At 45.6% G+C, this 12,878-nt stretch carries 14 protein-coding genes; 11 read left to right on the forward strand and 3 right to left on the reverse strand.

Annotated features, from left to right (window positions below; translation table 11 throughout):
- The 5 genes from recA (at window position 1) to PMG25_RS13835 (ending at window position 4,234) form a co-directional block, all read left to right on the forward strand.
- The gene (recA, locus tag PMG25_RS13815; RefSeq protein WP_283767484.1) at window positions 1–1,122 is read left to right on the forward strand and encodes a recombinase RecA; all 1,122 of its coding nucleotides are present in this window, start codon (window positions 1–3) and stop codon (window positions 1,120–1,122) included.
- An 80-nt stretch (window positions 1,123–1,202) separates the two neighbouring features.
- Window positions 1,203–2,237, forward strand: a complete 1,035-nt coding sequence (proX, locus tag PMG25_RS13820) for a glycine betaine/L-proline ABC transporter substrate-binding protein ProX (RefSeq protein WP_283767485.1) — start codon at window positions 1,203–1,205, stop codon at window positions 2,235–2,237.
- A gap of 143 nt (window positions 2,238–2,380) precedes the next feature.
- Window positions 2,381–3,208, forward strand: coding sequence for a 3D domain-containing protein (locus PMG25_RS13825; RefSeq protein WP_283767486.1), 828 nt, complete (start codon window positions 2,381–2,383; stop codon window positions 3,206–3,208).
- 412 nt (window positions 3,209–3,620) lie between these two features.
- Entirely contained in the window at window positions 3,621–3,842 is a 222-nt protein-coding gene (locus PMG25_RS13830) for a hypothetical protein (protein ID WP_283767487.1), read from the forward strand.
- On the forward strand, window positions 3,842–4,234 hold the full coding sequence (locus PMG25_RS13835; protein WP_283767488.1) for a type II toxin-antitoxin system death-on-curing family toxin: 393 nt from the start codon (window positions 3,842–3,844) through the stop codon (window positions 4,232–4,234). Before PMG25_RS13830 ends, PMG25_RS13835 begins: the two co-directional genes overlap by 1 nt.
- Window positions 4,235–4,291: 57 nt before the next feature.
- Here the strand turns inward: PMG25_RS13835 and PMG25_RS13840 are convergent, their stop codons facing one another.
- Complete coding sequence (locus PMG25_RS13840; protein WP_283767489.1) at window positions 4,292–4,654, reverse strand: type II toxin-antitoxin system RelE family toxin; 363 nt, start codon at window positions 4,652–4,654, stop codon at window positions 4,292–4,294.
- On the reverse strand, window positions 4,644–4,889 hold the full coding sequence (locus PMG25_RS13845; protein WP_283767490.1) for a type II toxin-antitoxin system RelN family antitoxin: 246 nt from the start codon (window positions 4,887–4,889) through the stop codon (window positions 4,644–4,646). Before PMG25_RS13845 ends, PMG25_RS13840 begins: the two co-directional genes overlap by 11 nt.
- Before the next feature lie 95 nt (window positions 4,890–4,984).
- On the opposite strand from PMG25_RS13845, the gene ureC reads away from it, so the two are divergent.
- The 6 genes from ureC to PMG25_RS13875 all read left to right on the forward strand — a co-directional run bounded on the left by ureC (window position 4,985) and on the right by PMG25_RS13875 (window position 11,812).
- Window positions 4,985–6,694 (forward strand): urease subunit alpha, encoded by a 1,710-nt coding sequence (gene ureC / locus PMG25_RS13850; protein ID WP_283767491.1) that lies wholly within the window; start codon window positions 4,985–4,987, stop codon window positions 6,692–6,694.
- Between the two features lie 64 nt (window positions 6,695–6,758).
- Entirely contained in the window at window positions 6,759–7,079 is a 321-nt protein-coding gene (locus PMG25_RS13855; protein WP_283767492.1) for a nucleotidyltransferase family protein, read from the forward strand.
- Window positions 7,080–7,212: 133 nt separating this feature from the next.
- A complete protein-coding gene (locus tag PMG25_RS13860) occupies window positions 7,213–7,416 on the forward strand; it encodes a hypothetical protein (RefSeq protein ID WP_283767493.1) in 204 nt (67 codons plus the stop codon).
- A gap of 19 nt (window positions 7,417–7,435) precedes the next feature.
- Window positions 7,436–7,768: a HepT-like ribonuclease domain-containing protein gene (locus PMG25_RS13865; protein WP_283767494.1), complete on the forward strand. Its 333-nt coding sequence runs from the start codon at window positions 7,436–7,438 to the stop codon at window positions 7,766–7,768.
- 60 nt (window positions 7,769–7,828) lie between these two features.
- Window positions 7,829–8,383 (forward strand): hypothetical protein, encoded by a 555-nt coding sequence (locus PMG25_RS13870; RefSeq protein WP_283767495.1) that lies wholly within the window; start codon window positions 7,829–7,831, stop codon window positions 8,381–8,383.
- A 168-nt stretch (window positions 8,384–8,551) separates the two neighbouring features.
- A complete protein-coding gene (locus tag PMG25_RS13875) occupies window positions 8,552–11,812 on the forward strand; it encodes an ATP-binding protein (RefSeq protein WP_283767496.1) in 3,261 nt (1,086 codons plus the stop codon).
- 50 nt (window positions 11,813–11,862) lie between these two features.
- Here the strand turns inward: PMG25_RS13875 and cydB are convergent, their stop codons facing one another.
- A complete protein-coding gene (gene cydB, locus PMG25_RS13880; RefSeq protein ID WP_283767497.1) occupies window positions 11,863–12,876 on the reverse strand; it encodes a cytochrome d ubiquinol oxidase subunit II in 1,014 nt (337 codons plus the stop codon).
- Window positions 12,877–12,878 lie beyond the last annotated feature (2 nt).

A 12,878-nucleotide genomic window follows, 5' to 3' on the forward strand; every position in this document is an offset into this window, starting at 1 on the left:
ATGGCTGCAAAAACAAGCGAAAATTCCGATAAACAGAAAGCCCTGAAAGCCGTTCTCACCCAAATAGAGCGAAGTTTTGGGAAAGGTGCAATCATGCGCCTGGGCGATGTGGGACGCATGAAAGTGGAAACCATTCCCAGTGGAGCGCTCACCCTGGACTTAGCCCTGGGGGGAGGCCTACCCAAGGGGCGGGTGATTGAAATCTATGGGCCGGAAAGTTCCGGGAAAACTACCCTGGCGCTTCATGCCATTTCTGAAGTGCAGAAAGGGGGAGGGGTGGCGGCCTTTGTGGATGCGGAACATGCCCTAGACCCGACCTATGCCTCCGTTTTGGGGGTAGATATTGAAAACTTGCTCGTGTCGCAACCGGATACGGGAGAAATGGCCCTAGAGGTGGTCGATCAGTTGGTGCGATCGGCTGCTGTTGATATTGTAGTGGTAGACTCCGTAGCTGCCTTGGTTCCGCGATCGGAAATTGAAGGCGATATGGGGGATGCCCCCATGGGGGCCCAAGCTCGGCTGATGAGCCAAGCCATGCGGAAAATCACCGGAAATATCGGCAAATCTGGCTGTACCGTCATTTTCCTCAACCAACTGCGGCAAAAAATTGGGGTCGTCTATGGCAACCCGGAAACCACCACGGGCGGTAATGCCCTGAAATTTTATGCCTCTGTGCGCCTCGATATCCGCCGCATCCAAACCTTGAAAAAAGGCTCAGAAGAATACGGCATTCGCGCCAAGGTGAAAGTGGCTAAAAACAAGGTCGCTCCCCCCTTCCGAATTGCCGAATTTGACATTATCTTCGGTAAAGGCATCTCCTCCATGGGCTGCCTTTTGGATATTGCCGAAGAAACCGGAGTGATTACTAAAAAAGGCGCTTGGTACAGTAAAGACGGTAATAATATTGGCCAAGGACGGGATAATACCATTCAGTACATGCAGGAGAATCCCCAGTTTACTCAAGACGTAGAAAATCAGGTACGCCAGCAACTCGATATGGGAGCAGTGGTTTCTGCTAACTCCGTGGCTCCAGTCAATGAGGAGGATGAGGAGGGACTGACGGATGGGGATAATCTACCCGATCTCGACGTGAAGATTGAAGAAGAAGAGTTAGAACTTTAGGGATTCCAGACTCAAGGGATTGAATTTGTAGGGGAAAACCCTCCCCTACAAGCTGCTAACTCTTCAAATGTCGCTCGATTATGGCAAAAATATTATACCGTCGATGGTTTTCAATCCCTGTCGTGTTGGCGATCGCCTTTGGACTCATTTCCTGTGACTCTAACCGGCGATCGGCTCAACAACATACCCAGACTTTAACTGTGCGTTCTGCCCATGGGACTTGGGTAGAAGAAAGCTTTCAAACCGCAGTTGTCAATATAGGCTTACAAGAACTCGGTTACACCATTGAAACTCCCAAAGAATTAGATTATGCTAGTATTTATCTCTCCATAGCCAATCAGGATATTGACTATAGTGTAGTCTATTACGATAGGGGTTATGAATCCTTATTTAATGCCGCCAATCAGAATAATCAATTAGACCAAATTGGCCAGATTATTCCCCCAGGGAGTCAAGGGTATCAAATTGATAAGAAAACTGCTGACGAGTATGGAATTACCAGTTTTCAACAGTTGCAAGATCCCCAAATCGCCACCCTTTTTGATAGTAATGGAGATGGCAAAGCCGATTTAACTGGGTGTAATCCCGGTTGGGCCTGTGGAGCAGTGATAGAGCATCACATCGAAGTCTATGGACTCAAAAACACGGTAGAACAAAATCAGGGCAACTATACAGCCCTTTTGGAAAATACCATCACCCATTATCAACAGGGACAACCCATTTTATATTATGCCTATAATCCTCATTGGATCTTTGCGGTTTTGAAACCCAATCAAGATGTCGTGTTTTTAGAGGTTCCGTTTACCTCTCTACCCCAAGATGAAAAAATGGGAGATATAACAGAAGACGATACCATATTTGAAGGCAAAAATTTGGGTTGGCCAAGTGTAGGACAAAAATTTGTGGTTAACCGGGAGTTCGTAGACAATCATCCCATGGCTAAACGCTGGTTTGAATTGGTGACGATTCCTGTAGCTGATATGAATCAGGTCAGTTTAGCCATTAAAGACGGGAAAAATACCCCAGAAGCTATTCGCAGTTTAGCCCAAGAATGGGTCAGTGAAAATCAAGTCCAATTTGATGAGTGGTTAGTTCAGGCTAAAGAAGCCAAGTAGCACAGAATAGTTTAAATTATTACTCATTACTCATTACCCATGACTCATTACTTAACCGCGCGAAGGGCTGTATTGCCCGGAAGAGAACCTTTTCCCTAGGTAAGATCGTCTCATCAGCCGTCTTAGCGCATCACCATTGAATTATGACTCGTCAACTGACCCGTCTGGCTTTAGCTCTTACCTTAGCTTGTACTTCAAGTGCAATTGCTGCTAGTGTTATTCCTCCAGCTTGGAGTAATTCCCAATGGTCTGTTTCATCTTGGCAATATCGAACAGCCCAATCTTCACCCTCTAGCGTAAACTGGGTAACCCTGACCCCTTCCGTTCATCCTACTTCTGGTCGCGCCCTGTCTTTGTGGTCTACCTATTATCATATTTATCAAGCTCAAGAAACCACTTATGGCTATCCATTACTCGATCGCTCTGGTCGAGCCTTAGCTTATCTTTCCCATCGAGATTGGTGTTATGCTGCCTTACAAGGTACGGTGCAAGTCCAAGACCGCTCTGGGAACTTAACAACCTATAATTTTGCTGGTCGAGGGTCGAGATTACAGCTCGATTGTTCGGCCTATTTTAAGAGTCTTTCCCCTGCAACTCTACAAAAAACGGGGCGAGTCCGCTTTGGTTTGGCTCGTGGCCCCCATGGAGATGGGGCCGGTGGATATCGTTTAGTCCCTTATCGGACGATAGCAGTCGATCGCCAACGGATTCCTTTAGGGTCTGTTGTTTATATTCCTGCGGCTAGAGGACAACACATCTCACTCCCCAATGGAGAGACCATTATTCATGATGGGTATTTCTTTGCCGCAGATGTGGGTAGTGCTATTAAAGGGAATCAGATTGATGTGTTTGTCGGCTCAGATAAACGTAGCCCTTTTCCGTTTATTACCAGTAATCCGAGGGGAACTTTTCCTGCATTTGTGGTACAAGATCCTCAGATTAACCAGGTTTTAAGCCGTCTGCATCGGTAGAGGACGGAGTAAACATAAAGATTAGAGGCAAAACCCGCCAGGCGATCGCCTAATACAGCATTTTTCGCTGTTCTGAGGTACATTTTGATCCCCCTAAATCCCCCTTAAAAAGGGGGAATTTCACTAACCAGTTAGTTAATTTAGTTTAGCAAAATTAATTATAGAGTGTTGTGTTCTGGTTATATAGCTAGTCTATATGAGTTGTGCAACAGGAAATGCCCTCTCCCTATATCCCTCTCCCACGGGAGAGGGACTTTTCCCCTTCTCCCTTCGACTTCGCTCAGGGCAGCGCCTGCGGGAGAAGGGGGGTAGGGGGATGAGGGGCAGTTATTACATAACTCATTTAGGTTTGCTATATACAAAAATCAGTATAATGATCGTATCCACAGTATGAGTTCCAAAATCAAGTAACATGACTCAAGCCATACGCCAAGATATTATCGCCTTAGTGAACCAATTGCCTGATGAGTGTTTATCAGAAGTCTTAGAGGTTTTGCGCTCTCTGAGTCCAGAAATTGAAGACACTAAACCCGATGAAGCCACACCCTCTAGTGAGGCAGACTTTGATGTAGCGATGTCTGCTTATCAAGTCATTAGTCAGAAATATAGAAAAGCATTACGGGAGTTAGCTTAGTGGCTGAACCGCTATGGATTTCAGAGGAAGTTGTACGAGCGATCCATGAGGCTCAAATTGAGCAGCATGGAGGAAGTTTAGGGATTCGAGATGAAAATTTACTGGCGGCAAGTTTAGCTAGACCTAGACATTGGTTTACTTATACTGAAGCGAGTTTATTTGAACTGGCAGCAGCTTATGGCTATGGATTAGCTAAGAATCATCCATTTATTGATGGAAATAAACGAACAGCGTTTGCGGTTATGGGGACGTTTTTGCTCGTTAATGGGTATTTGCTGGAAGTTCAAGATCGCGAAGTGGTACAAATGATGGAACGGTTAGCAACAGATGAAGAAAATCAAGACTCTTTAGCTCAATGGTTAGAGAAAAATTCAATATCTACAGTATTATAGATTCTGTATGGGTAAGCTAGTCTGGACAAGATTATGGGTTATCGGATGGATCGCCATTTATTCAGAATCATAAAAATCATCTAAAATAGACTGAATTTGATTTACTGTGATGTCTTCTTGTTCTGACTTGCTATAGATCGTTAACAATAAAATACTCCTTTCTGACTCCAGCAAATAGATAATGCGATATCCGGCGCTTTTGCCTTTTTGAATATCGCTATTTTTTACCCTCACCTTGTAAACATAAAAATTAGAGCCAAAACCCGCCAGGCGATCGCCTAACACACTGCCATTTTGTAGTTCAGCGATCGCCGACTGAGTATCCGAACGAATATTGCGGTATTTTTTAGCTAAAATTTTGAGATTCTTCCGGTATTCAGGCGTTAAATCGATATTCACCGGGTCAGAATTATTGGGCATCAATCCCCTCCCACATTTGTTCTAAGGGGATTCTTTTGCCTTCTTTGGCTTCTTGTAAGGCTCGTCTCAAACTCGCCTTAATTTCTTCTACAGGAGTATCATCTGGATCGACTTCTTCATCATCAGATACTAGCAGAATAACTTTAACTCGACGGTCAGATCGAATAGCTAAAGGCTCATCTAATAACAGTTGACCGTTTTGATCGACTTTTGCCATCATTTCAAACGCTTGCATTGTTTTACCTCAACGGTTTTTTTGGGTCGTGTAGTTACTAGGACATATCTACAGTATTATAGACTCTGTATGGGTAAGCTAGTCTGGAAAGGATTATGGGTTATCGGATCGATCGCCTCGCATATGCACAAACCTATGGGCCCACAGTAGGCGATCGCCTGCGCTTGGCGGATACAGAATTAATTATCGAAGTCGAACAGGATTACACTACTTACGGCGATGAGGTAAAATTTGGTGGTGGTAAAGTGATCCGGGACGGTATGGGTCAATCTCCCATTACCAATGCCGATGGCGCGGTGGATATGGTGATCACCAATGCCCTGATTTTAGACTGGTGGGGAATTGTTAAAGCCGATATTGGTATCAAAGACGGCAAAATATACAAAATTGGTAAAGCCGGAAATCCCTACATTCAAGACAAGGTGGACATCATTATCGGCCCCGGTACGGAAGCTGTAGCGGGAGAAGGGATGATTCTCACGGCTGGAGGCATTGATTCCCACATTCATTTTATCTGTCCTCAGCAGATTGAAACGGCGATCGCCTCCGGCATTACCACCATGCTCGGCGGCGGAACCGGCCCCGCAACCGGAACCAACGCCACCACCTGCACCCCCGGCCCCTGGAATATGTACCGCATGTTGCAAGCGGCCGAAGCATTCCCCATGAATTTGGGCTTTCTGGGTAAAGGCAATAGTTCGCAACCGGAAGCACTCCGGGAACAAATTCTAGCCGGAGCCATGGGTTTAAAGCTCCATGAAGATTGGGGTACTACCCCCGCAACCATTGATACCTGCTTATCTGTAGCTGATGAATATGATGTGCAAGTCGCCATTCATACCGATACCCTGAACGAAGCCGGATTCGTAGAAACCACCATCGAAGCGTTTAAAAATCGCGCTATTCATACTTATCACACGGAAGGCGCGGGGGGAGGCCATGCACCCGATATCATCAAAGTTTGCTCTCTAGCCAATGTTCTCCCCTCCTCCACCAACCCCACCCGACCCTATACCCTGAATACCCTAGAAGAGCATCTCGACATGCTCATGGTTTGCCACCATCTTGACCGCTCCATACCGGAAGATGTGGCCTTTGCCGAGTCCCGTATCCGGCGCGAAACCATCGCCGCCGAGGATATTTTGCACGATCTGGGCGCATTTAGTATGATTGCCTCCGACTCCCAAGCCATGGGTCGAGTCGGCGAGGTGATTATCCGCACCTGGCAGACGGGTCATAAGATCAAAGTACAGCGCGGCCCCTTACCGGAAGATAGCAGCCGCAATGATAATACCCGCGCCAAACGCTACGTGGCTAAATACACAATTAATCCCGCCATTACCCATGGAATTGCTGACCAGGTAGGGTCAGTAGAAGAAGGCAAATTAGCCGATCTCTGTCTGTGGAAACCCGCGTTTTTTGGTGTAAAACCGGAACTTGTGATTAAGGGGGGTGCGATCGCCTATGCTCAGATGGGAGACCCTAACGCCAGCATTCCCACCCCCCAACCCGTCCACATGCGTCCCATGTTTGCCAGCTTTGGCTCTGCACTCTCGGCAACCTCCTTAACCTTCGTCTCCCAAGCAGCTTTAGAGCGAGATATTGCCAGCCAACTCGGTCTACAAAAACCCACCATAGCCGTAGCCAATACCCGGCAACTGACCAAGGGGGATCTTAAGCTCAATGATGCTCTCCCCCACATTGAAGTTGACCCGCAAACCTACGAAGTCCGTGCAGATGGTGAATTACTCACCTGCGAACCCGCCACCGTTTTACCCATGGCTCAACGGTATTTTCTGTTTTAACCTAGATAGGACTGACTCATTCACTCGATCTGTAGTTTAAAGGGATAGAAGGGAGGATAGAAGAATGTCTTTACAGGGTTTATTAGTGGAAAAACGGGAACAAATTCTAGAAATTGCTGCCAAGCACGGCGCATTTAATGTGCGCGTGTTTGGCTCAGTAGTACGAGGAGAGGAGACAGAAGACAGTGATATTGATTTCTTGATTGATTATGACTCAACCAGGACTACAGCTTGGTTTCCGGGAGGATTGTTGATGGATTTACAGGATTTGTTAGGACGGCGGGTTGACGTGCTTACTGAAGATGGCATTAGTGCTTTGATTAAGGATCGCATTTTGGCAGAGGCACAACCTTTACAGCGCTTCGCGCTAGGGAATAGGGAATAGGGAATAGGGAATAGGGTTGTGGTACATGGCTTTGAGCCGTTACAGTCTTATTCAGATAAGTCATTGCGAATGGAACGCAGTGGAATGAAGCAATCGCACAATCCCCAAATCTTAGCGTTTCCGCTTCGCGGACATGAAAGCGAAGCTTGCGCGTTTTGGCTCTCGCGGACATGAAAAGCGAAGCTTGCGTGAAACGCGGAAAGCGAAGCGCGAATGCTTCCCTGCGGTCGCAATGACAACTCAAATCTATGAATCAACAATGTACCTCATAGCAGCGCTTCGCGCTTTAAAGGGACAAGTGGAACGGATATTAAAAGATTTTGAAGAAGAAAATTGACTGAGGAGGCGATTTTGCTATGAGAAGCGATTTGGAACGTTTGAAAGACATACAGGAAGGCATCGCTAAAATTGAACAGTACACGGTACGAGGTCAATCGGTATTTTTTGAGGATGAACTGGTACAAACTTGGGTATTATTTCATCTACAAACAATCGGTGAGGCGGCGAGTGCTATATCTGATAACCTAAAAAATAGATTTTCTGAAGTCCCTTGGCAGGATATTATTGATTTCGGGAATTTGGTCGTCTATGAATATTTTCGAGTGAATTTTAGAGTGGTTTGGCAGATTGTGGAGAACAATTTGCCGTCTTTGAAGGTACAGATTGAATCAATACTTGCGACCTATTAATTGATTTGATTTAATTAAACTTCCCCTTACCCACCCTACAATTAGCTAACCAGAGCCATTATGAAACGTAAGTATCGCCAACTATTCCCTATTCCCTATTCCCTATTCCCTAACTCAAAGCGGCGATCGCCCCTAATCCTCATTAGCCTGATTTTCCTCTGGTCGGTTACATTAGGATGGGGATTATCGACCCTTAATCAAGCCGCCTTTTCCCTTTCTTCAGTTAAATCAGTCGATCCCGTCCCCGAACAACATCAACTCGGAGAAGAACTCTACCGAGAAAACTGTGGCAGTTGTCACCTCGCCCTTCCTCCTGCCGTCATGCCTACGGAGACTTGGCGACAACTCATTCAAGATAAAGAACATTATGGCGTAGTTATTAAACCCTTACTCGACCCCAGTCGGTTATTGGTTTGGAATTATATTCAAGTCTTTTCCCGTCCCTTAATCAAGGATGAAACGACCCCCTATCGCCTGCGAAATTCTCGTTATTTTAAGGCGCTTCATCCCCAAGTTGAGTTTAAAGAGCGCATTCAGCTCAATCAATGTGTTTCTTGCCATCCCAGTGCCCAAGAGTTTAAGTTTCGAGACTTAACCCCCGAATACAACGATTGAAAAGTTACAGCTCTTTACGCGGTAATGGGTAATGAGTAATAGGTAATGGGTAATGGGTAAACATTGAAGCTATTCTCTATCTCCTGTTTTGTCTGCCCTCCATCAACAGTGTTATAGTGTTCTCAATCGTGGCTAACTTGTTTTCTAAAGATTGGGTGTTTGAAATTAGTGAAATTACTATTGTCTAAGTGGCGTAAAATTTCCAACAACATCCCTTTGCAAGCTATTCTGATTGTTCCTTTTGTCCTGCAACTGTTGGGTACAGTCGGTTTAGTCGGCTATTTGTCCTATCAGAGTGGTAAAAAAAGTGTTGATGATGTGGCAAAACACTTTATAGAGGAAAGGGCGGCTAGAGTCAAACTTTACTTGATTAGTGAATTCTCCAATCTATTACAAATTAACCAGATTAGTATCCAGGCAGTGGAGCAAGGGCAACTGAATCTGAATGACCCGGAGGACATAGATCGCCATCTGTTGGGACAACTCAAGCTCTTTAAGTCGGCAACCAGCGTGATGTTAGCGTTGCCAGACGGACAATTTCGGGCGATGCACCATAGTTCCGTTCAACTGGGGCGGATTGAACAGGCTTACGTTCTGGCTGGACGGGATGAAATCAACGTTAATTTTATCGATGAGAATGGAGAATTAGAAGAGCATCTTCAAGTCATTTCTCCTTTTGTTGTCAAGGAGCGACCTTGGTACAAGGCAGTAGAGCGCGATCGCGCCCCCGGTTGGTCAGAACCCTATCAAATTGGCAACAGTATCCTATTAGCCATTAATGCTTATGCTCCGTTCTATGACGAAAATCAACAACTCCAGGGCATCTTTGCCATCAACTTGGACTTAAATCGTATCCAAAGGTTTCTCCAATCCCTCACCCTCTGTGAAGGCTGTCGAGTTGTGATTCTTGACCGCCAAGGACAAATGGTGGCCAGCTCTACGGACGATCCGCCCTTCACCTTTGAGCAGAACGCCAAAGGAGGGGCGATTCGAGGAAGTTTTGAACAGATTGCTCCCAGTGCCAGTCAAGATCCCATTGTGGCTGCCACAGGACGTTACTTAGAAGAGCAACAACCCAACATTGAAGCCCACGCTCCCCTGTATTCCCTATTACCGATCCCAAAACCTGGGGGTAAGAGGGAAGACTATAGTTTATATGTTGAAGAACTCATGGTCTCCGAGCAAGATATCCAAATTCAAGGAAACCCTTCTGTTTCTGCTCTGCCAGAGGGTTGGAAACTGGCGATCCTAGTTCCCCAATCGGAGTTTATGGGCCAGATTCAAGCTAATGTGCGACGCACCGTTGCCCTTTGTGGTCTCACGTTAATCACTTCAATACTTGCTGGAGGTCTGATCGCTCAATGGATTTCCCAACCCCTAGTCTGCTTAAAGAACAGTGCCCAGGCGATCGCTTCTGGAGATCTCGATACTCCGGTAACCATCAGTGGTCTGGGTGTCGTTCATGACCTCAGTCGTGCCTTTAGCCAGATGCAGGAACAACTGCAAACCTCTTTCCAAACCATTGCCGAGAAAGAACATGAACTGGCGGTCATTATTGAATGTTTTCCCCTAGGGGTAATGGTATTTGATCCCCAAGGAAAACTGATATTAGTCAACTCCAAAGCCCAAGAACTCTTTAGAGGCCATACTCCCGATAGTACCCTAGAGCAAATCGGCGAAGTCTACCAAGTGTATCAAGCGGGAACCTCTACCCTCTATCCTTCAGAGCAACTGCCTCTCATACGCACCCTGCAAGGAGAAAATGTTTATGCCAATGACCTGGAAATTGAGGTTGACGGAATGCGTATCCCCATAGAAGTGTACGCCACTCCCATTCGCAACCTAGAGGGAGAGGTCACTTATGCCCTTAATGTGTTTCAAGATATCAGCGATCGCAAACAAGCCGAAGCTCTCCTCAAAAACTACAACCAAACCCTAGAACAACAAGTTATTGAACGCACCCAAGAACTCCATCAAACCAATGCCGAACTGGAAATAGCCAAAGAAGCCGCCGAAAACGCCAATCATGCTAAAAGCGAATTCATCGCTAATATGAGCCATGAACTGCGGACTCCCCTAAATGCCATTCTCGGTTATCCCACCCTACTAGAACAAAGTCCTAACCTCTCTGACGAAGACCGCAACCACCTCCGTCTGATTGAAAATAGCGGAACCTATTTACTCAGTTTAATTAATCAAATTCTCGATTTCTCTAAAATTGAAGCCGGTCGTTTAACCCTTAACCTCACTTGGGTCAATTTGTCTCATCTCATTGAAGAGCTGAAGAATTTATTTGACTTAAAATCTAAAGCTAAAGGCATAGAGTTCAAAATAGACTTAGGTTCTGATGTGCCGGTGTGGATTGAAACCGATGGCGTAAAACTCAAACAAATTCTAATTAATTTACTCAATAATGCGCTCAAATTCACGACTATGGGGCGAGTGAGCTTAGAAATCACAAAGATCTCCAGCCAACAACTTCAATTCACCGTTACTGATACCGGAGTCGGCATAGCAACAGAGGAATTGCAGCATCTATTTCAACCCTTTATGCAAACCCAAAGTGGTCGCCAGAGTCAAGAAGGAACCGGTTTAGGGTTAGCCATCAGTCAAAAGTTCACCCAGATGCTCGGTTCTACCTTGAGGGTTGAAAGTACCGTGGGGAAAGGGACTCAGTTTCAGTTTGAACTCAACCTTGAGGAATTCCAGCAGCAAGGGGTAGAGGTGGAAGGGGATGATTCTAGAGATAATGGAGGCGATCGACAGGCGATCGCCTTAGCCGACGATCAACCCACCTATCGGATTTTAGTCACTGATGACCATCAACCCAATCGACTCTTACTCGTTTCTTTGCTAGAAAATTGGGGATTTCAAGTCCAAGAAGCCAGGGACGGAGAAGAAGCCATTCAAGTGTGGGAAACCTGGCAACCCGACCTCATTTTGATGGATATTCGGATGCCAAATATGACCGGTGAAGAAGCCACTCGTGAAATTAAAAGAAGGGCAAAAGAACACCCACCGATCATTATTGCCGTTACTGCTAGTGCCTTTCATCATCAGAGAAATTCCCTGATTGCATCAGGCTGTGATGATGTGATTGCGAAGCCCTTTCGTCCGTTTGAAATCACCCAGCTCTTAGAACATTATCTGCACGTTCAATTTATCTATCAAATGACCCAAAATATCAGCGTATTGACACCTGAAGAATTAACCCAACAAGATATAGAATCCCTCTCCTCAAGCTGGCTGAAGGAGTTTGAACAAGTTGTGATTGTGGGAATGCAAGACGAGATGTATAACTCCCTTGCCCAATTAGGGACTCAACAGGAAAAAATAGCCCAATATTTGCAACCTTTTGTGGAAAACTTTCAGTTTCAAGAATTGCTCGATTGGATTCAAGAGTGCAAATCGAATAAGTTGATTGCCTAATCTCAATTCAACATTATTTTTACCATTACTTATTACCAGAGAAAAGGGCTTTATTCTCCATAAGATTCTGTGGTAATTTTCCCTCGAAAGACCACATAGTTGTAAAGCGTGTATGCTAATAAAATCGGAATCAGGAAGCCCACAAAGATGATCATGAACACTAACGAGCTAGTGTCAGAGGCGGCTTGGTAAATGGTGATACTGGGTGGAATGATATAGGGAAAAATCAAAAAGCCTAAGCCTAGGAAAGAGGAAAAGAAGAGCAACACTGTCCATAAAAATGGAGTAAATTCTGATTCTTCTTTGAGACTACGGTAAAGCAAGAACACCAGCAAAAGACAGCATACCGGAATTAGGGAAAAGAGGTAAACTTGAGGTGCTTCAAAGAGGCGAGAGCGTACCGCCTCAGAGAAGATGGGGGTGCTAATGGTGATGAATACCGCACCTAAAAATGTGGTTAATGTGGCAATCCTAGCCGTTCTAAAATGGGTTTTTTGTAGGTCTCCTGTGGTTTTCATGATCAGATAGGTGGAGCCAATTAAAACATAGGCTTGAATTAAAGTTAAGGCGACTAAGATCGATCGCCAGGTCAACCAGTCAAAAGGGCCACCAATAAAATGTCCCGCCGCATCTACTGCAATCCCTTCAAACACCGTCCCTAGGGCAAATCCTTGACCGAGGGCAGCGAGAAAACTACCGATGCCAAAGGCGTAATTCCAGAACCATTTGCTTTCTGAATTTTCTCGAAATTCAAAGGAAACGGCCCGGAACAACAAGCCCACTACCATGATCACGGCAGGCAGATAGAGGGCATTTAAGACGGTTCCATAGGCGAGGGGAAAGGCTCCAAACAGGGAGCCACCCATGAGAACCAGCCAGGTTTCGTTGGCATCCCACACATTGCCTAAACTGGTCATCAGGAGCGATCGCTTTTCTTCGGAAGATGAGGTAATCGAAAGAATACCGACACCGAGATCGAAGCCGTCTAACAGGACATACAGGAACAGAAACAGTCCCAGAATGAAAAACCACAGTTGAGGCAGAAAATATTCTAGAGATTCCATAG

This window comes from Roseofilum capinflatum BLCC-M114, from assembly GCF_030068505.1.
Lineage (GTDB): Bacteria > Cyanobacteriota > Cyanobacteriia > Cyanobacteriales > Desertifilaceae > Roseofilum > Roseofilum capinflatum.

Excerpts from the sequence above, each read along its gene's own strand:
- recA (WP_283767484.1), top strand. The coding sequence starts at position 1 with ATGGCTGCAAAAACAAGCGAAAATTCCGATAAACAGAAAGCCCTGAAA.
- proX (WP_283767485.1), top strand. The coding sequence starts at position 1,203 with ATGGCAAAAATATTATACCGTCGATGGTTTTCAATCCCTGTCGTGTTG.
- PMG25_RS13825 (WP_283767486.1), top strand. The coding sequence starts at position 2,381 with ATGACTCGTCAACTGACCCGTCTGGCTTTAGCTCTTACCTTAGCTTGT.
- PMG25_RS13830 (WP_283767487.1), top strand. The coding sequence starts at position 3,621 with ATGACTCAAGCCATACGCCAAGATATTATCGCCTTAGTGAACCAATTG.
- PMG25_RS13840 (WP_283767489.1), bottom strand. The coding sequence starts at position 4,654 with ATGCCCAATAATTCTGACCCGGTGAATATCGATTTAACGCCTGAATAC.
- PMG25_RS13845 (WP_283767490.1), bottom strand. The coding sequence starts at position 4,889 with ATGCAAGCGTTTGAAATGATGGCAAAAGTCGATCAAAACGGTCAACTG.
- ureC (WP_283767491.1), top strand. The coding sequence starts at position 4,985 with ATGGGTTATCGGATCGATCGCCTCGCATATGCACAAACCTATGGGCCC.
- PMG25_RS13855 (WP_283767492.1), top strand. The coding sequence starts at position 6,759 with ATGTCTTTACAGGGTTTATTAGTGGAAAAACGGGAACAAATTCTAGAA.
- PMG25_RS13860 (WP_283767493.1), top strand. The coding sequence starts at position 7,213 with ATGAAAGCGAAGCTTGCGCGTTTTGGCTCTCGCGGACATGAAAAGCGA.
- PMG25_RS13865 (WP_283767494.1), top strand. The coding sequence starts at position 7,436 with ATGAGAAGCGATTTGGAACGTTTGAAAGACATACAGGAAGGCATCGCT.
- PMG25_RS13870 (WP_283767495.1), top strand. The coding sequence starts at position 7,829 with ATGAAACGTAAGTATCGCCAACTATTCCCTATTCCCTATTCCCTATTC.
- cydB (WP_283767497.1), bottom strand. The coding sequence starts at position 12,876 with ATGGAATCTCTAGAATATTTTCTGCCTCAACTGTGGTTTTTCATTCTG.